Consider the following 19344-nt stretch of genomic DNA (forward strand, 5'->3'; position numbering starts at 1 on the left):
GGCGATAACCTGCGCATTAATCTACCGCTTTTCTGCCAGCAGTGCGAAAAACTGCGTGACTCTCCACGAAATCCAGTCAACTTTCTTGTCAAAGAAAAAAAACTCGTTAATTTTGTTAAATCTATCGAGTTTAACGTCTTCTCCGCGCTACGCGAGAGTCTTGGCAGGCCCTCTGTATCCCGAGCTTGCCCTTTTATGAGTTGTAATCTTATCCATGTTTAAATTCTACAAAAAACAGAAATTTAAGCGCCTGCAAAATACACTGATGACGGCATTTTTGGTGCTGAGTATTACTCCGCTTACCATCACGACGATATTCTTCCTGCAATCACACAGCAAAGATCTTCAAGAGCAAAGCACGTCACACCTGTTGTCCGTTCGTGACAGCAAACAGCAACGGATCATCGACTATTTTGCAGCGGAAGTCACCGAGGTAATGGGCTTTGTCCGCTCAGAACTGGCCTACGCCAGTGGTGGACGCTTCTACGGACTGGTCAATGCTTTCCAGCGTTTGGGGGAAAATCCCGAAGAGGCGCGGATTAATGCCCAGCAACGGTATATTCAGGGCAGCGGCGATCAAATCAAAACCTCAATCTTACCCGAATCCCCGAACTACATTGGCAGTGAACGCTACCGTCTGCTGCACAAGCGCTACCACTGGGGTTATTTAGAGCTGCTGAAACGCTCCGATTTTGACGACATTTTGCTGGTCGATTTAGACGGGAATGTCACCTATTCGATCAAGAAAAGTGATAATTACGGCACCAACCTGCTCAACGGGAAATACCAGGGAACCGCCCTGGGACGCACATTCCGGCGTTTGTCGCATGATGTCACGGAAAAACGCAAAGACAATGAAGACTATACGCCGGTGGTCATTTCGGATTTTGACCTCGAAAACGGTCAGACGGTGGCCTGGCTTGGCGCCCCGATTGTGCAGCAAGGTTATTTGCACAGTTACGCGATGTTCCGCTTGCCCAACAATGGCATTACCAAACTGATTGCTGAAACCAACCGGGACAGTGTGATCAATACCTTACTGGTCGGTAGTGATCATCAGCCCCGCACCCTCAATACCAGGATTGAAGACATCTACACCAGCCTGGACGTGGTGGATAAAGCCCTGGCGGGCCAAACCGGGGTGGGTACCTACACCAACGGCCACGGCGAAGAGATCATTGCCGCCTATGCGCCGATCCAAGCCCGCGAACTGAGCTGGGCGCTGGTGGTGCAATTACCTGAAAAACAGGCCTTCGCCCGGGTCCATCAACTGGAAAAACTGTTTGTGATCGCGATGCTGGTCGCAATTCTGCTGGTGGTCATCGCCTCTCATTACTTGTCTAACTTCATTACTTCACCGCTACTCAAGCTGACCTGGGCGGCAGAAAAAGTCTCGGCCGGCGATCTGGATGACACGACTTTCAATACCGAGCGTAAAGACGAAATCGGCCGCCTGGCGACCAGCTTTGAGCGCATGCAACGCTCGATCCGCGAAAAAATCCAAACCATCAAACAACAGAATGAAGAACTGGAGAGTAACCTCACCCTAATCCAGAAACAGAACGATGAACTACAACTGGCCGATAAACTCAAAGACGAATTTCTTGCCACCACCTCCCATGAGCTGAGAACCCCGCTGCACGGGATGGTTGGCATCGCTGAGACACTGGTATCGGGAGCTAACGGGCCGATCCCGGCCAGCCAGCGCTACCAGCTGGATATCATCATCAAAAGTGGTCAGCGTCTGGCTAACCTGGTCGATGATCTGCTGGATTACCACAAGATGCGCTTTGGCAGTATGGACATTCAAAAGTCAGCGGTAAATCTGGCCAGCTCGACACGGCTGGTGCTTGAACTGTCCGGTCACCTGCTGGGCAACAAAACCCTGCGCATCATCAACCAGGTGCCTGCGGATCTGCAACCCGTTTCGGCGGACCCGCAACGGCTGGAACAAGTGCTGTATAATCTGATCGGCAATGCCATTAAGTACACCTCGGAAGGGAAAGTTGTCATCTCTGCGACGGTAGTCGATGAGCAGATACGAGTCCAGGTCGTCGATACCGGCCAGGGCATTCCTGCCGAACAGCTGGAGCACATTTTTGAACCGCTGATCCAAGCCGGCCAGGACTCAAGCCGATACCGTCAGGGGGCCGGGCTTGGCCTGTCCATCAGCCGTCAACTAATTGAACTGATGGGTGGGGCGCTCTATGTCAGCAGCCAGCCAATGGTCGGCACCACATTCAGCTTTACCTTACCACTTGCCAGCCCTGAAGAGATCGATTCCAGCCACAGTCTGGCCAGTCTGGAGCACTTCCATGTTCCGGAGATGGAACTGGAGAACAGTGAAGATGTGTCGCTGGTCGAAAACCCGGATGGCCCGCTGCTGTATGTTGCCGACGATGAACCGGTTAACCGGCGTATTCTGGAAAGCTTCCTGCGCCTGGAAGGCTACCGGGTCCGTGCCGTCGGTGACGGTGCAGAAGCACTGACACTGATTGAAAAAGAAAAACCGGAGCTGTTGCTGCTTGACATCATGATGCCCGGCATGAGTGGCTACCAGGTGTGCAGTGAACTGCGTAAGCAGTACGATCATGCGACGTTACCTATCATTATGCTGACCGCCCTCAACCAGACCGAGGACCGCGTGCGCGGTTTTGAGGCCGGAGCGAATGATTACCTGTCCAAACCATTCAATAAGCAAGAACTGGCAGCACGCATACTGGCTCACTTAACCGCCAGTAAGGCTGAGCAACGCCGGATTGAAAACCAACAGCTCGAATCAGAGCTGCGCCAACGCGCCGAGGTGGAAGCGAGCCTGCTGGAAACCCAGGGACGCTTGCTCGAGCAGCTGGAATCCGCGCCGGAGGCGATCATCTGCCTGCGCGATGACCAACGAATCCGTTTTGCCAATGAGGCCGCCTGTAAGCTGTTTAAACGCTCGCTGGAACAACTGAAACGCTCATCCGCAGAAGAGCTGATCGCACCGAAATACCTCAGCATCAGACAACCGCACTATTGTGGCAAGATCGACATTTATATCGAAGATATCCGCCAGAATATTGAGGCCGACATCCTCAAAATGCCCGAAGGATCGAGCCTGGATGTAATGTACATCTTTAATGTTGGCGGCGGCGCAAACACCAAACGGCTGCATAATCTGGAAACCGCGGTCGATGTGCTGTCAGGCTATGCGTTTGACGGTGATAAAGACAAATTGCAGAAACTGAAAGAGCTCGGGGGTGAGTTTACCCGTCTGGCAGACAAAGCGCTGGGTAACAAAAAAGATAAGCAAGAGCTGATGCGCGAAGTCCTGGTCGATACCATGACCCATGCATTGGAGTACTGGGAATCGGTCACCGGTGAAAGTAAGTTCGCCTTTGCCGAGCAGAGCGGTCTATGGCGTGTCTACCTTGACCGCAGCACCCTGCAGACCCGGACTCTGGATAAGTACCTGCGGATCGAGACGCTGCCGAAAACCCCACGCTGGCGGACGGTGCTAAGCTCGGTTGAGTTTATTCTTGAGCATTGTAAGGAACAGAGCCCGCAAAGGGGCTATATCGAAGCCCAGCGCGACAAATTACAACGCTTGCTGACCAGCTAGCCTCAGACCAATCTACATCAGTATCTGAACAATCTTGCTGGTTAAAATCACTGACAGCGACAATACAATCAAACGGTGCCCTCGGCGCCGTTTTTGTTGCGGGCCAACACGCCCTGATACTATTGATGCAAAATAATACTACTGATACAAAAAAGCCTGCTGTTCAGCAGGCTTTTTCCAGCATAGAGCGAAAATTTAACTCGTCAGATCATCAAAGAATTTCTTCACGCCATTGAAGAAGCCTTCTGATTTCGGCTTATGTTTAGTGGCGGCTTCACCACCACAGGACTCTTCAAATTCACGCAGCAAATCTTTCTGACGTGCACTGAGGTTAACCGGGGTTTCCACCACCAGTTTAACGATCAAATCACCAACCGCACCACCACGCACACTCTTCACACCTTTGCCACGCATACGGAACATACGCCCGGTTTGAGTTTCTGAAGGCACTTTGAGGCTCACACGGCCATCCAGGGTCGGAACTTCCACTTCGCCGCCCAGTGCTGCCATTGAGAAGCTAACCGGTACTTCACAATACAGATTATTACCATCACGCTCAAAGATATGGTGTTCTCTGACATGCACCTGCACATACAGATCCCCGGCTGGCGCCCCCATTTCCCCGGCTTCACCTTCACCAGACAGGCGGATACGGTCACCAGTGTCCACACCGGCAGGGATCTTAACGTTAAGCGTCTTGGTTTTCTGTTTGCGTCCCTGGCCATGACACTCGGTACATGGCTCTTTAATGATCTTACCTTTACCGTGACAGGTCGGACAGGTTTGCTGAACCGCAAAGAAGCCCTGACGCATCTGCACCTGACCATGGCCATGACAGGTGCCACAGGTCTCAGCCGATGAGCCTTTCTTCGCGCCGCTGCCATCACAGCTGTCACAGTGCACTAACGTCGGTACTTCGATCTCTTTTGATACGCCGCGCACCGCTTCTTCCAGCGATAGCTCCATGTTGTAACGCAAGTCGGCACCACGCTGCGCACGCTGTTGACCACCGCCACGACGGCCACCACCGAAAATATCACCAAATACGTCGCCGAAGATGTCACCGAAATCAGCACCACCGCCACCAAAACCGCCGCCGCCGAAGCCGCCACCGCCTTGCTCAAACGCCGCATGGCCATACTGGTCATAGGCGGCCTTTTTCTGCGGATCGGTCAGAATCTCGTACGCTTCTTTTACTTCTTTAAACTTGTCGGCAGCCGATGCATCACCCTGGTTACGGTCTGGGTGGAATTTCATCGCCAGACGCTTGTAGGCCTTCTTGATATCGCGCTCAGAGGCATCGCGGCTTACGCCTAATACTTCGTAAAAATCACGTTTTGACATGTTCTTCGTCACCAATTATTTACTGCAAACGGCCTTTGCCGCTTGGTGTTTGTATCATTCTAGGTAAGCGCATTCACGCAAAGTACTTACCTAGAAAGACAGCCGTTACAAACAGGCGGGCGTAAGAGTCTCCCCAAACGCCCGCACACAAAAGCATCGTCGACACCAGGTGACCATAGTCACCTGATTAAGAAAGCTTATTTCTTGTCGTCTTTAACTTCTTCAAACTCAGCATCAACAACATCGTCTTCTTGAGACTGTTGTGCACCAGCGTCAGCACCTTGTGCCTGTTGCGCTTGAGCCTGCTGCTGAGCGATTTCCATCAGTTTTTGAGCAGCTTGCATTAGCGCTTGAACTTTCGCATCGATCGCTTCTTTGTCATCGCCTTTACGCGCTTCTTCAAGCTCAGCGATAGCCGCTTCAATCTTCTCTTTCTCTTCAGCAGGCAGAGCTTCACCAGCTTCTGTCACTTGCTTACGAGTACCATGGATCATTTGGTCAGCCTGGTTACGCGCAGTAGCTAGCTCTTCGAACTTCTTGTCCGCTTCTTTGTTAGCTTCTGCTTCTTGAACCATTTTCTCGATGTCTTCATCGCTCAGACCGCCAGAAGCCTGGATAGTGATCTTCTGCTCTTTACCAGTCTGCTTGTCTTTCGCAGATACGTGCAGGATACCGTCCGCATCCAGGTCGAAAGTCACTTCGATTTGTGGCATGCCACGTGGTGCAGGCTGGATGCCTTCCAGGTTGAACTGACCCAGAGACTTGTTGTACATCGCTTGCTTACGCTCACCTTGCAGAACGTGGATAGTTACCGCGCTCTGGTTGTCTTCTGCTGTAGAGAAAACTTGGTTCGCTTTAGTTGGGATAGTGGTGTTCTTCTCAACCAGCTTGGTCATTACGCCGCCCATTGTCTCGATACCCAGAGACAGTGGCGTAACGTCTAGTAGCAGTACGTCTTTCACTTCACCCGCAAGTACACCACCTTGAACTGCAGCACCCATTGCTACGGCTTCGTCAGGGTTTACGTCACGGCGAGCTTCTTTACCGAAGAACTCAGCAACTTTCGCCTGAACCATAGGCATACGAGTCTGACCACCCACCAGGATTACATCAGTGATGTCGTTTACTGACAGATCAGCGTCAGCCAGAGCAACTTTTAGTGGCTCAAGAGAACGTTGTACCAGGTCTTCAACCAGAGATTCCAGTTTCGCACGAGTCACTTTGATGTTCATGTGCTTAGGACCAGTTGCATCTGCAGTCACGTAAGGTAGGTTTACGTCAGTTTGAGAAGTAGAAGAAAGCTCGATTTTCGCTTTTTCTGCTGCTTCTTTCACACGCTGCATTGCCAGAGGATCGTTCTTAAGGTTGATGCCTTGCTCTTTGTTGAACTCTTCTACCAGGTAGTTGATCAGACGGTTGTCGAAGTCTTCACCACCAAGGTGGGTGTCACCATTAGTTGCCAGAACTTCAAAGGTTTTTTCACCTTCAACTTCATCGATTTCGATGATAGAGATATCGAATGTACCACCACCAAGGTCATAAACCGCGATAGTGCGGTCGCCGCCTTTCTTGTCCAGACCGTAAGCCAGTGCCGCAGCAGTTGGTTCGTTGATAATACGTTTAACTTCCAGACCTGCGATACGGCCAGCGTCTTTTGTTGCCTGACGCTGTGCATCGTTAAAGTAAGCCGGTACTGTGATAACTGCGCCAGTTACTTCCTCACCCAGGAAGTCTTCGGCAGTTTTCTTCATTTTTTTCAGAACTTCAGCAGAAACCTGAGGAGCCGCCATTTTTTGGCCTTTTGCTTCTACCCAAGCGTCACCGTTATCTGCCTTAACAATTTTGAAAGGCATGATTTCAATATCGCGCTGAACTTCTTCGTCTTCAAAACGACGACCGATTAGACGCTTAATTGCAAATAGCGTGTTAGTTGGGTTTGTTACCGCTTGACGTTTGGCAGGCTGGCCAACTAGCGTTTCACCATCAGTGTAAGCAATAACCGATGCAGTGGTGCGCTCACCCTCTGCGTTTTCAATTACACGTGGTTTGTCGCCGTCCAGTACAGCAACACATGAGTTAGTAGTACCTAAGTCAATACCAATGATTTTACCCATCAGGCTATCTCCGAATAAATTCTATTTTCGTTTGGTTATATCCCCTATGTGGGGATGGAGAATCGGGTTTCAACCCTTGCTCACAAACAAAAATAATCAATGTTTGCTTCTCTTATGCCCAATAGATAAGGGCGGTTAATGGCTTTTCAAGGGCAGAAAATAAAAAAAAGCGTATTTTTTCTATTTTTTGCTGGGAATTGCACCACGCCTTGCCAGCTCAACTACGACATGAGTCGCTGTTTATGCCGGTCAATACGGACAAAAACGTAAAAAGCGAGGCCTGGGCCCCGCTTTTACGTAAATTTTAAGGTGTTATGCGTTTGCCCGCACGGGGTTACTTTCCGCTGCAGCGCCCTGCTGGTCAATTTCACCTTCGCTCTTCGCGACAATAGTGTTCACCGCCGTGTCACCCACCACATTAGATGAGGTACAGAACATATCGTTAATACGGTCAACCGCGGCAATGATAGCCAGGCCTTCCGGCGGCAAGCCCAGTTGATGCAGCAGAACCCCAACCATCACCACACCACCACCTGGAACACCACCGGCACCGATAGACAGCAGCAGAATGGTAAGACCTAACGTGAACAGATCCGCCGTGTTGATCGGCTGGCCGAAGGCATTCGCGACAAAGATGGTTGCCAGCGCAATGTAGATAGACACACCGGACATGTTCATCGTCGCCCCCAGCGGTACGCCGAAGCCAGCCACAGACTTAGACACATTGAGTTTTTCCGTCAGGGTGCGCATCGTCACCGGAATGGTTGCATTTGAGCTGGCCGTTGACAGCGAGAACAGGATCTGCTCGCGAGTGGCGCGCAGGAACGCCTTGGGTGACGTGCCGGTCGCAATACCCACCGCCATCGGATAAAAGAAGAAGATCCAGAACACCAGCATGCTCACTACCAGCGCAACATAACCGGCTACCGACATCAGAGTGCTGGCATCCAGAGTCGCACCGAGTTGGATCATCAGCGCGAACACCCCGTAAGGAGCCAGGCTCATCACCAATCCTACCAGTTTCATCATGATCTCATTGGCCATTTTGAAGGTACGGATTGCCGGGCCACCACGCGAATCCAGTGCTTGAATAGCCAAGCCGGTCAGAATTGCCATAAAGATGATTTGCAGCATATCCCCGTTAGCAAATGCCTGAACCGGGTTACTGGGAACAATATTCACCACCAAAGAAAAAATGTCCGGAGTTTCCGTTGTGGCCAGTTTCACTGTCTCTGCTACCGTTCCCGCCAGATTGGCATCCGCTCCAGGCTGGAAAATCATCCCAACGGTCAGTGCTGCCGTGATCGCAATGATGGTGTTAATAATGTAGAGAGCAAAAGTTTTACCACCAAGACGACCAAACGCAGAAATGTCTTTCAGATCGACAATGCCGCAGACAATCGAGACATACACCAGAGGGACAACCAGCAACTTGATCAACGAAACAAACATGCCACCAGCGCCTTCAGCCGCCCCAAGCAGGTAGGTATCAAAAACCGCCACACCGTTAAACAGGTACTGGATTGCTGTCCCCAACAGCAAGCCGGCGAAAAGGCCGATAAAAATCTTACTCGAAAGCGATTTATCCATCGTAAAACTCCGAAATGTTGTGTTTGATATTTACATTCTTGTAGATATATCTGCTAATTTTTTAGCCAGACCTCGCAAATAATACACACCAGAGTTACAAAATAAAGTGATAATTTACAAATTTGTTAACAATAAATCTGAAAGGTAAAATAGTAAATTCTGTCACTCGCTCAGCATTAAATGCTAAATAACCACCAGAACAATCACTTACCAACAAGACCAACCATTCACCGCCATAATCGAGACCAAAAACAGCCGATAGGAAATATTTTTTCCAATAAGAGATTTTTTGAAGAAGATCAAATTTGCTACGCCGGTAGCGCATCCGTCATCAGATAAGGCAGGAAATCACAACGACCTGACCATGGGTAGGGACGAAAAAAAGCGCTCATTCCATGGAATGAGCGCTTTAAAAACAGAAAATAAGCAATCAGCGGCTTATTTCGCTACCATAACCATCGCCGGACGAATCACACGACCGTTCAGCTCATAGCCTTTTTGCATCACAAACATGACAGTGTTCGATTCATGATCCGGGCTCTCCTGAATCGACATCGCTTGATGGAACTCAGGATTGAATGCTTCACCTTCAGGATTGATTTCTTTCAGGCCAAACTTTGCAACCACATCGACAAACGTTTTGTGTGTTAGCTCAACGCCTTCAAGAATCGGCTTAACCACTTCGTGCTCAGCATCTGCAGCTTGGATTGCACGCTCCAGGTTATCAATCACCGGCAGCAGTTCTTCAGCGAATTTGTTCAGAGCGTACTTACGCGCTTTATCGATCTCTTGCTCAGTACGGCGACGCATGTTTTCCACTTCCGCCTTCGCACGCAGCACAGATTCTTGCTGTTCTTTGATTTTCGCTTCACTCGACAGCAGTGCCGCTTCCAGTTGAGCAATCTTAGCGTCATTCTCATCACCAATATCTTCAAGCTCTGCTTCAGCTTCTTCAGCCGCCGCTTCTGCTTTCTCAGCTTCTTCGATGATTTGATCAAGCTCTTCTTCAGTAACTTTGTTTTCTTCGTTGCTCATGATATCTCCAGAATTCAACGTAATGTCCTCAAAGCCGCTTATGTTTCACGGGCTTTAAGCACATAAAAAATTCGCTTATTTAGGTAACTTGCCATTATTATGGGGATGAAGATTCCTGATTCAAGCCTCTTTAGTGCGGAAATGCTATGAAAAACCCATGTAACGTGATCGCGATTATCGGAAAACCACGAGATCAACAGGCTATCCAGACTCACAGAGAGTTGTATTTGTGGCTCACTTCAGAAGGTTATCAAGTATTTATCGACGACCGCCTGGCCACTATTTTAAATGACATACCTGAAAGCCAGTTTGCCAGCATGGTCGAGCTGGGAAAAAACGCTGATCTGGCGATCGTGGTCGGCGGCGACGGCAACATGCTGGGGGCAGCCCGGATCTTATCGCGCTTTGACGTCGCGGTAATTGGGGTTAACCGTGGCAACCTGGGCTTTTTGACCGACTTGAATCCCGATGAGTTCCAGGAGGCCCTCAAAGCGGTGCTCGATGGCGAATACATCGAAGAAGAACGCTTCCTGCTGGAGACCGAGATCCATCGTCACGGCCAGATCAAAAGCCACAACGCAGCACTCAATGAGGCGGTACTGCACCCGGGTCAGGTAGCGCACATGATTGAGTTTGAAGTCTATATTGACGATAGCTTTGCCTTCTCACAGCGCGCAGATGGCATCATTATTTCCACCCCCACCGGTTCTACGGCGTATTCGCTCTCAGGTGGTGGCCCGATCTTATCCCCGAGCCTGAACGCGATTTCACTGGTGCCGATGTTTCCTCATACCTTGTCCAGCCGCCCATTAGTGGTCGACGGCAAACGACGGATCAAGTTACTTGTTTCCCCGGAAAACCGCGGTACCCAGGAAGTCAGCTGTGACGGCCAGGTCTCTCTGCCCGTCTCTCCCGGGGACGAAATTCACATCTATCAGAGCCCTAACGTGCTGAAACTGATCCACCCCAAAGACTACAGTTATTACCACGTACTGCGAAACAAGCTAGGCTGGTCCAGCAAATTATTCTGACGCCAAACGAAAGGCCGATGTCCGTACATTGGCCTTGCTGCTATCCGCGTTACTCCGCCTGCTTACCTATCTGCAAACATATTGCTTTCTCTACAGCCCCGCCCCAAACAAACCAAAAGTTTGAACCTCTGGGCAAAAGTCTAACGAACTTCTATACACCGGTTGAATGACTCCTTGGCAGTGATACTCTGGCAAGGAATAGAGTATAAACTCTAACAATAATAATCCTACCAAGGGCAAAGCGATGAGAAAAACTATAATCCTGTCTATTCTCAGTACATTAGTGATGGTTGGCTGCCAGTCAGAGGACACTCAAACCACCACGATTTCTAATGCCAAAGCACAAGACATCAGCAATACCAAACGGGCGCTTGCCCAATCCTTGAGTAACAATTATGCCGAGCTTGAATCAGCCCTGCGCAACGATATTACTGCCGGACAAACTAATATTCCGCTGTCAAAATTTGTTGCCCAAAACTCTCAGTCACCTTTGAGCCAACAAATGCTCAAGGCAGATACACTCATCCGCGGTTGGAAAGGGATAGCTGAATACTCAAATGAGTTGTTAGAGATCCGCCTGGCCAATGAAGCGATGCTACCGGCATGGCAGCAGGGGAATATCTCGCCTTTGTTCGCTTACGAACCAAATGGTGATGATGAGCAATGGCAATACATTGAAGCATTTGACGTTTACGGCAACATTCATCAACTGGATGTTTATCAACTGCCGGACGTGCCGGTACTGGTTATCGACAATAACAGCTCAGCAGAGCTAAAAGCTGGCTTACAGGCTATGCAGGCAGAAATGCACCAGCTTGGCCAGGCGGCGATGATCCAGCCATACCATAAAGAGTCACCACTAAAAGGCATGGCATTAGCGCCAGCATCAGCAGCGAATCCGATTCAGACCACCCAATTGAAGAAAATTCGCCTGGCAGATGACCAAGAACCTTGGATCTCAGGCAAGGCAGAGATTTATGCCATCGTAACCGGAGTTAACCCGAGCCGGGATGAGCCCACCCTGGATCTAGTCGAAATGCCATACCTGGATTACGACAACAAAGATTACTACCCTGATCAGATTGTCATTCACTGGTCTCGTTACCGCTGGGGAGCGGCAGACATCATCCTGATGGAACAAGATGACGGCACAGACTACAAACAGCTGGCGAAACTGCTGGTTCAGGTTGCAGAACAAGTAATGAAAGCCATCCCCGACCCAGAAGTTCAGGCTTATGCGATCATTCCTCAGATCACCAACAAAATCATTGATGCGATTCCGGATGGCGTACTCACCAATGATGATGACTTTGTCGATGTTTACTACACCCTGATGCAAGACACACCTTATGTTGACCATCCGGGGGCAGGCGCTAATGCCGTAGTCACACTTGAGCCACTGGAGATTAACCCTACTCGTCCATAGCCAGCCAGATTTAATGAGCCGCAACCACTTGGTACGGCTCATTTTCTTTCCCCAACGACCAAAAAACCACCTCCCTCACAAAAAAACACCCTGTTGACTTTACTGTATAAAGAAACAGTATATACTGTTTTCTTATACAGTATTGTTCAGTTATACAGGTAAATAAAAATGCTGGCTCACTTAAGTGTTAACAATTTTGCCATCGTGAAGTCATTACAGCTCGAACTGTCTGGGGGCATGACCACCATCACCGGTGAAACCGGTGCCGGTAAGTCCATCGCGATTGATGCGCTTGGCCTTTGTCTGGGTGGCCGTGCCGAAGCCGGCATGGTGCGCCAAGGGGAAGAAAAAACCGAAGTCAGTGCCGCTTTTTTACTCGATAACAACCTGCATGCCACACGCTGGCTGGAAGACAACGATCTGTTTGATGGCAGCGAATGCATTCTGCGCCGGGTGATCACCAAAGAGGGCCGTTCACGCGCCTTTATCAATGGCAGTCCGGTTCCGCTGTCGCAGCTTAAGTCACTCGGGCAACTGCTGATCAACATCCATGGCCAGCACGCCCATCACCAACTGATGAAAAGTGACCATCAAATGGCGATGCTGGATCAATACGCCGGTCACCAGAACCTGCTGAAAAATACCCGCAATGCCTATCAGCATTGGCGCCAGGCCGACAACAACCTCAAGCAACTCAAAGCCAACAGCCAGCAAAACCAGGCTCAGAAGCAACTGCTTGAATACCAAATCAAAGAACTGAATGAGTTAGCGTTAGGTGAAGAAGAATTTGCCGAGCTTGAACACGAGCACAAAAGGCTGTCCAACAGCGGGGAACTTGCCACCACTTGCCAACAAGCCCTCGAACTTATTTACGAAGGTGAAGAGGTTAATGCGCTTGGTATTTTGCAATCAGCCAATCACTCCCTGATCCAATTAGCGGAGCTGGATGAAAAACTGGCTGAACTACCCAATATGCTGGCCGAAGCCATGATCCAATTGGAAGAGACCCAAAATGAGTTACGCAGCTACCTTGATGGCATCGATGTGGATCCGGCGCGGATGGCTTATGTCGAAGAACGTTTCTCAAAAGTGATGTCCATGGCGCGCAAGCACCATGTGATGCCAGAGGATCTTTACCAGCATCATCAAGAACTACTCGCTCAGATTGAGGCGCTGGACTGTTCAGATGAAAAACTGGATGAGCTGGCACAAGAAGTTGAGCAACACTACCAGGCCTTCCTGACCCAGGCTGAAAAGCTGCATAAATCACGCTGCCGCTACGCCAAAGAGCTGAATAAGCTGATCACCCAGAGTATGCATGAACTCAGCATGGAAAAAGCCCAGTTCCACATTGAAGTTGGTAAAAATGAGACACAACCGTCGCCGCTTGGCATCGACAGCACCTGCTTTCTGGTCTCTACCAACCCGGGCCAGCCGCTGCAGCCGATCGCCAAAGTCGCATCGGGGGGGGAATTATCGCGGATATCCCTGGCTATTCAAGTCATTACCGCACAAAAAATCGATACACCAAGTCTGATTTTCGATGAAGTGGATGTCGGGATCAGCGGCCCGACCGCCGCGGTAGTCGGGCGAATGTTACGCCAACTGGGCGAATCAACCCAGGTGCTGTGTGTCACCCACCTGCCGCAGGTCGCTGGCTGTGGCCACCAGCAAATGTTTGTTGCCAAGCACACCAAAGGCGGACAAACCGAAACCCAGATGCGCCAGCTGAATAATGAGCAGCGCGTCTCAGAGCTTGCCCGCCTGCTGGGGGGTAGCCAGATCACCGACTCGACTTTGGCCAACGCTAAAGAGTTACTGGTTGCCGCCTAACCCTCCCACTTTAAGGCAGGGGAGCATTCCCCTGCCCCTGGCCTTTGTTCAGCCAGCCGCAAACCTCAACCGCTACCAGCTCAGCCCAATATTCCCGCCCGATACCGAAATAAATGCAACTCAACTCAAAAATCGTGGTCTCACTTACTAGCATCTGACACAGAGCTTTTTACATCTGCGTCGAGCTTGTTTATTATCAGCGCAGTATTTTGAAGGTTACTAAGAAGTTATTATGCAATTAAAGAAGTGGTTAGTTGCCGTACCATTAGCAATGACGTTGCTGACGGGATGTTCGGTATTAGAAAAACTGGTGTATCGAATTGATATTAACCAAGGTAACTATGTAGAACAGAGTGCCGTGGACCAACTAAAATTTGGCATGACCAAAGCCCAGGTTCGCTACGTGCTTGGTTCGCCAATGCTGATTGAAAATGGTTACCCAAACACCTGGTACTACATCTATCACCACACCCCAGGCCATGGCGATCCAATCCAGAAAGACCTGGTGGTGAATTTCAATGACCAAGGCACCCTCGCCGATATCAATGGCGATTTTCCGAAAAGTGATGCCTTCTACGAACAAATCCAGTAATCCATCAACACAAATCCGTATTCAACAAACAGGCCTCTGCTCGCAGAGGTCTTTTTATGTCGCCAATACCACACCAACAATACATAAGCACATGATATGCATCGAGGCTTTCATCAGCCGCACTTGAATCAGCTCTCAATTCAATCACAATCAGATTTGTTAACTACAATCAAAGGTTTAGCCTTATTTCGCCCCTGTTTTCAAAAGGAACGATATCATGAAGGCCCGTAGTTTGAGTCTCCTCTTACCCCTAACCCTATTGCTAAGTGGCTGCAATGACAGCTCGTCAGAAACCTCGCTAGTCACCTCCCACATTCAAAGCCTGGAGTTTGATCATCCGGATGACTCGGATCTTGAGCCCATCCACCAGGCGGTCATGGGTAAATCGTTTATCGGTCTGGGAGAAACCACACACGGCGGAGCAAAAGGCTTTAAAGCAAAATCAAGGATCACCAAATACCTGCACCAGGCTGGCGACATCGACGTGCTGGCGATGGAGAGTGGCTTGTATGACGGCTTGCGGCTCTGGCAACGCCTGCAGGATAAAGAGATCACCAATGTAAGAGACGCTATGCTGTACTCTTTCATGTTTCTGTATGCGGAAACCCCGGAAATCTATCCGCTGTACCGCTATGTCGAACAACAGGCCTTTACCGATGACCCTCTGATCCTGGTCGCCTTTGACGGGCGCCACAGCAGCGATCCGGCCTGCAGCGTGATGTTACCGGAAATGCAGACCTTCATTGAACAACACCAACTGCTCAGCCTCGACTGGCCCGGTTTCATCTCCAGCGGCCAGGCCATGATGTGCCCGTGGTACTTTGTTGAACCTGATACTAAAGAAAAAAAACGTTTCATTAGCCAACTGGTTGAGCTAAAAGAAGTTTTGTCACAGATGAAGGCTGAACAAGTCTTGCCACCACCGGAACAACGTAAAGATTTCCGTGAATACGCGACATTCTGGCTACAGGTGGTCAAAAGCATGCAAGCCCACGTCCAAGACCGTTGGTTCGACACCTTTAATCCCAATGAGATCATGCAGGCAGATAACCTGCGCTGGCTGCAAACCGAGTGGTTTCCCGGGCAACGGATCCTCGCCTGGGGGCACAATGTTCACATCAGCGCCTACGTTGGCTCGTGGCCAGACAGTATCGGCGCATTTTCACATCTGAAAACAATGACCGATCCCGATAACGTCTACAGCTTGATCCATGCGTTCGCAGAAGGCCATATCACGCCGCTGGAAGCCGATCTGAGTGAGCGATCCAAACCGATGTATATTAGTCATGATAAACACAGTGTCGAACAGCTACTGGCAAACGAAGGGATTGACCAGGCGTTTATCAAAATGGCAGATATCGCCGACATGCCCGAAGCGAAATCGATCATTTACCAACCAATCGAGACCAGCCAGGAACTGGCTGATGGCATTATTTATACCCGTTTTGAAACACCGAGCAGCATTGACTCTCCAAGGTGAGCCTGCGCTGACACAAAAAAAACCTCCCAATGGGAGGTTTTTGCTTAACAGTAAGCCTTCTGGCTACGACGCATTGCCCTTACGCAGGGCATTGGGCTTGCCACCGGTAACCGGATCTGCCGAACCTGACGCTTTTGCCTGTTCCGCGCGTTTGCGGCGAATTTCTTTGGGATCAGCCAGCAACGGGCGATAAATCTCAATCCGATCCCGGTCGCGTACCATGGCATCCAGCTTAACATTACGGCTGAATACCCCGACTTTGTTCTTGTTCAGGTCAATCTCAGGGTAGAGTTCTAACACTCCGGACTGACGGATGATCTCTTCTACCGTGGCATGGTTATTCACCACCAAAGTAAATACCCGCTGTTCATGAGGCAGCGCGTACACCACCTCAACGTGGATCATATCCGACTCAATACTCATAGCACTCGTACACCTGTTTTGCGCGCTTGGTAAACGCGTTGACCATATTGCTGGCCAGCTCGTTGAACACTTTACCAAACGCCATCTCAATCATTTTGCTGGAGAACTCAAACTCCAGTTTCAGTTCCACTTTACACGCCTGCTCATCCAGTGCGGTAAAAAACCACCCGCCACGCAATGTTTTAAACGGGCCATCCACCAGGTTCATCATTATCGACTTGCCTGGCTCTAACTCATTGGCCGTGGTAAAGGTTTTGCTGATCCCCGCTTTCGCCACATCGACAGAAGCCACCATCCCGTCACCCGAAACTTCAATGATCCGCGACCCAGAACAGCCCGGCAAAAACTCCGGATACTTGGCGACATCATTGACCAGATCGAACATCTGCTCTGCACTGAAAGACACCAACGCAGAACGGCTGACTTGCTTCATACACTCTCCTATCGATACGCGTACTGGTTAAAGGCTTGCTGCAATTTTACTTTTATTCACCGATTGCGCAAATAAAAGGATTTCCTAACCGAAATCCAACCCGTATAATGGCGCTATTATGGCAAAGAAAAAATCAAAACAAAAAGCGGGTAGCAATACTATCGCGCTGAACAAAAAAGCTCGCCACGAATATTTCATTGAAGATGAAATTGAAGCCGGCTTGGAGCTTCAAGGCTGGGAAGTGAAAGCCCTTCGCCAAGGTAAAGCCAATATTTCTGAAAGTTACGTATTCCTACGTAACGGTGAAGCCTTTGTGAGTGGCATGACCATCACTCCTCTGAATCAGGCATCGACACACGTAGTGGCGAACCCTACACGTGTGCGTAAACTCCTTATGAGCCGCCGAGAGTTAGATAACCTCCTCGGCCGAGTTAACCGTGAAGGCATGACGCTAACGGCGCTGTCTCTGTACTGGTCTCGCTCATGGGTGAAGATGAAGATCGGCGTAGCAAAAGGTAAAAAGCTGCACGATAAGCGTACCGATCTGAAAGAAAAAGATTGGGCTCGGGAAAAAGCGCGCGTAATGAAGAGTTCGCTGCGTTAATCTTGACCACTTAAACGCATAGTACTGGACAGCGAAAGCTTTTCTGTTACTATGCGAATATTACCTCTGGGGCTGATTTAGGATTCGACGGGAATTCAGAAGTCTGAGGTGCATGCCGAGGTGCGGTAGGCCTCGTTAATAAACCGCAAAAAAATAGTCGCAAACGACGAAAACTACGCACTAGCAGCTTAATAACCTGCTCAGAGCTCTCTCGCCCTAGCTTCCGCACGTAAGACGGGGAATCACGAGAGATCAAACCCAAACGCGCTAGCCCGGATTCTCCCGCCTGAGAGATGAACGGCGAATTCTAATTCAGGCTAGTCATTCATTAGCGTGTCGGTTCGCAGGTGGGTGGCGAAATTAAAGATCGACTAAGCATGTAGTACCAATGATGAAAGGTTTTCGGACGCGGGTTCAACTCCCGCCAGCTCCACCAAATCAAAGAAAAAGACGTCTCAGGACGTCTTTTTTGTTTTCTGCAATATCAAAATCAACAACTTACCCGTCTCCTAACGTCTCTTGATGTCATCGACAGCTCCAATTTTTAGTAGTACGCTTAGTAGTACCGACAAAAAGTGAGCAGATTGGTACTACTATGGCAAGGACGACTAAACCACTGACCAACACTGAAATCAAACAGGCCAAGCCTAGGGAAAAAGTTTATAACCTTTCCGATGGACAAGGACTTGCATTACGAGTTAAGCCTAACGGCTCCAAGCTATGGCTATTTGATTACTACCGTCCTCACACCAAAAAACGTACCAGTCTGAGTTTTGGTGTATACCCTACGATCTCTCTCGCAGAAGCTAGAGCCCAACGAGATGAAGCCCGTAAGCTACTCACTCAAGACATTGATCCCAAAGAACACAAAGTCGAGAAAGCCACCGCTCAAGCAGCAAAGCATAGAACAACGCTTGAAGTTGTTGCCAAAGACTGGTTTGTGCTTAAAAAGAAAAAAGTAACGCCCGACTATGCGGACGACATCTGGAACTCATTAAAACTGCATATTTTCCCTACTCTTGGGACCATCCCAATTCATGATTTACGACCACAGCACGCTATTGATGCCATGAAACCTTTAGCTCACAAAGGCAACTTAGAGACCATTAAACGACTATCACAGCGTTTAAACGAAATCATGACTTATGCCGTTAATACAGGTTTAGTTGATGCTAACCGTTTGATCGGCATTAAAGCAGCTTTTGAAGCTCCTAAGAAAAAGCATATGCCAACACTGAGACCAGAGGAACTTCCGGGCCTTATGATGGCCATCAACAATGCCAGCATAAAACGCACAACTCGTTGCCTCATTGAGTGGCAGCTGCACACAATGGTTCGCCCAAGTGAAGCGTCAGGTGCTCGTTGGGAAGAAATAGATTTCGATAACGCTCTATGGATAATTCCTGCTGAGAGAATGAAAAAGCGTAAAGAGCATACCGTACCGTTAACCCAGCAGACACTAGCTCTACTGGAAGTCATGAAGCCAATTAGCTTTCATCGTGAATTCATCTTCCCATCTGATAGAAATCCACAGACGCATACCCATGACCAAACCGCTAACATGGCACTAAAGCGCATGGGCTTTGGTGGCCGTCTTGTATCTCATGGACTTAGAGCACTAGCCAGTACCACTCTCAATGAGCAAGGTCACGATTCCGATGTGATCGAAGCTGCATTGGCCCACTGTGACAAAAATGAAGTACGCCGCGCCTACAACCGTGCAGACTATCTAGAAAGGCGAAAAAAAATAATGAGTTGGTGGAGCGAGCATATCGAAGAGGCCGCCAAAGGCAGCCTCTCCGTGACAGGCACTAGGCAGCTGAAAGTAATATAACTGC

General features: G+C 49.6%; 14 protein-coding genes and 1 other RNA gene. 9 read left to right on the forward strand and 6 right to left on the reverse strand.

Going from position 1 to position 19344, the window contains the following annotated elements:
• Window positions 1-214 precede the first annotated feature (214 nt).
• The gene (locus P2G85_RS15095) at window positions 215-3601 is read left to right on the forward strand and encodes a response regulator (protein ID WP_275864892.1); all 3387 of its coding nucleotides are present in this window, start codon (window positions 215-217) and stop codon (window positions 3599-3601) included.
• A 195-nt stretch (window positions 3602-3796) separates the two neighbouring features.
• Here P2G85_RS15095 and dnaJ read toward each other — a convergent pair whose 3' ends face one another.
• The 4 genes from dnaJ to grpE form a co-directional block, all read right to left on the reverse strand.
• Entirely contained in the window at window positions 3797-4945 is a 1149-nt protein-coding gene (gene dnaJ / locus P2G85_RS15100) for a molecular chaperone DnaJ (RefSeq protein WP_275864893.1), read from the reverse strand.
• Window positions 4946-5142: 197 nt separating this feature from the next.
• Window positions 5143-7059: a molecular chaperone DnaK gene (dnaK, locus tag P2G85_RS15105; protein ID WP_275864894.1), complete on the reverse strand. Its 1917-nt coding sequence runs from the start codon at window positions 7057-7059 to the stop codon at window positions 5143-5145.
• Between the two features lie 312 nt (window positions 7060-7371).
• The gene (locus P2G85_RS15110; RefSeq protein ID WP_275864895.1) at window positions 7372-8649 is read right to left on the reverse strand and encodes a dicarboxylate/amino acid:cation symporter; all 1278 of its coding nucleotides are present in this window, start codon (window positions 8647-8649) and stop codon (window positions 7372-7374) included.
• Between the two features lie 438 nt (window positions 8650-9087).
• Complete coding sequence (gene grpE / locus P2G85_RS15115) at window positions 9088-9684, reverse strand: nucleotide exchange factor GrpE (RefSeq protein WP_275864896.1); 597 nt, start codon at window positions 9682-9684, stop codon at window positions 9088-9090.
• Between the two features lie 146 nt (window positions 9685-9830).
• Here grpE and nadK point away from each other — a divergent pair, with 146 nt between their 5' ends.
• The 5 genes from nadK to P2G85_RS15140 all read left to right on the forward strand — a co-directional run bounded on the left by nadK (window position 9831) and on the right by P2G85_RS15140 (window position 16046).
• Window positions 9831-10715: an NAD(+) kinase gene (gene nadK / locus P2G85_RS15120; protein ID WP_275864897.1), complete on the forward strand. Its 885-nt coding sequence runs from the start codon at window positions 9831-9833 to the stop codon at window positions 10713-10715.
• Between the two features lie 244 nt (window positions 10716-10959).
• Window positions 10960-12141, forward strand: coding sequence for a DUF3103 domain-containing protein (locus tag P2G85_RS15125; RefSeq protein ID WP_275864898.1), 1182 nt, complete (start codon window positions 10960-10962; stop codon window positions 12139-12141).
• 168 nt (window positions 12142-12309) lie between these two features.
• A complete protein-coding gene (gene recN, locus P2G85_RS15130; protein WP_275864899.1) occupies window positions 12310-13974 on the forward strand; it encodes a DNA repair protein RecN in 1665 nt (554 codons plus the stop codon).
• 232 nt (window positions 13975-14206) lie between these two features.
• A complete protein-coding gene (gene bamE / locus P2G85_RS15135; RefSeq protein ID WP_275864900.1) occupies window positions 14207-14566 on the forward strand; it encodes an outer membrane protein assembly factor BamE in 360 nt (119 codons plus the stop codon).
• A gap of 217 nt (window positions 14567-14783) precedes the next feature.
• A complete protein-coding gene (locus P2G85_RS15140) occupies window positions 14784-16046 on the forward strand; it encodes an erythromycin esterase family protein (RefSeq protein ID WP_275864901.1) in 1263 nt (420 codons plus the stop codon).
• A gap of 63 nt (window positions 16047-16109) precedes the next feature.
• Here the strand turns inward: P2G85_RS15140 and P2G85_RS15145 are convergent, their stop codons facing one another.
• Window positions 16110-16469 (reverse strand): RnfH family protein, encoded by a 360-nt coding sequence (locus P2G85_RS15145; RefSeq protein WP_275864902.1) that lies wholly within the window; start codon window positions 16467-16469, stop codon window positions 16110-16112.
• Window positions 16459-16902 carry an SRPBCC family protein gene (locus P2G85_RS15150; RefSeq protein ID WP_275864903.1) on the reverse strand — a complete coding sequence of 148 codons (444 nt, stop codon included), beginning with the start codon at window positions 16900-16902 and terminating at the stop codon, window positions 16459-16461. Before P2G85_RS15150 ends, P2G85_RS15145 begins: the two co-directional genes overlap by 11 nt.
• Window positions 16903-17020: 118 nt before the next feature.
• Here P2G85_RS15150 and smpB point away from each other — a divergent pair, with 118 nt between their 5' ends.
• The 3 genes from smpB (at window position 17021) to P2G85_RS15165 (ending at window position 19340) form a co-directional block, all read left to right on the forward strand.
• Window positions 17021-17506 (forward strand): SsrA-binding protein SmpB, encoded by a 486-nt coding sequence (smpB, locus tag P2G85_RS15155; protein ID WP_275864904.1) that lies wholly within the window; start codon window positions 17021-17023, stop codon window positions 17504-17506.
• 68 nt (window positions 17507-17574) lie between these two features.
• Window positions 17575-17942: a transfer-messenger RNA gene (ssrA, locus tag P2G85_RS15160) on the forward strand.
• A gap of 159 nt (window positions 17943-18101) precedes the next feature.
• A complete protein-coding gene (locus P2G85_RS15165) occupies window positions 18102-19340 on the forward strand; it encodes an integrase domain-containing protein (protein ID WP_275864905.1) in 1239 nt (412 codons plus the stop codon).
• Window positions 19341-19344 lie beyond the last annotated feature (4 nt).

Source organism: Vibrio sp. CAU 1672 (assembly GCF_029223195.1).
Taxonomy (GTDB): Bacteria; Pseudomonadota; Gammaproteobacteria; order Enterobacterales; family Vibrionaceae; genus Vibrio.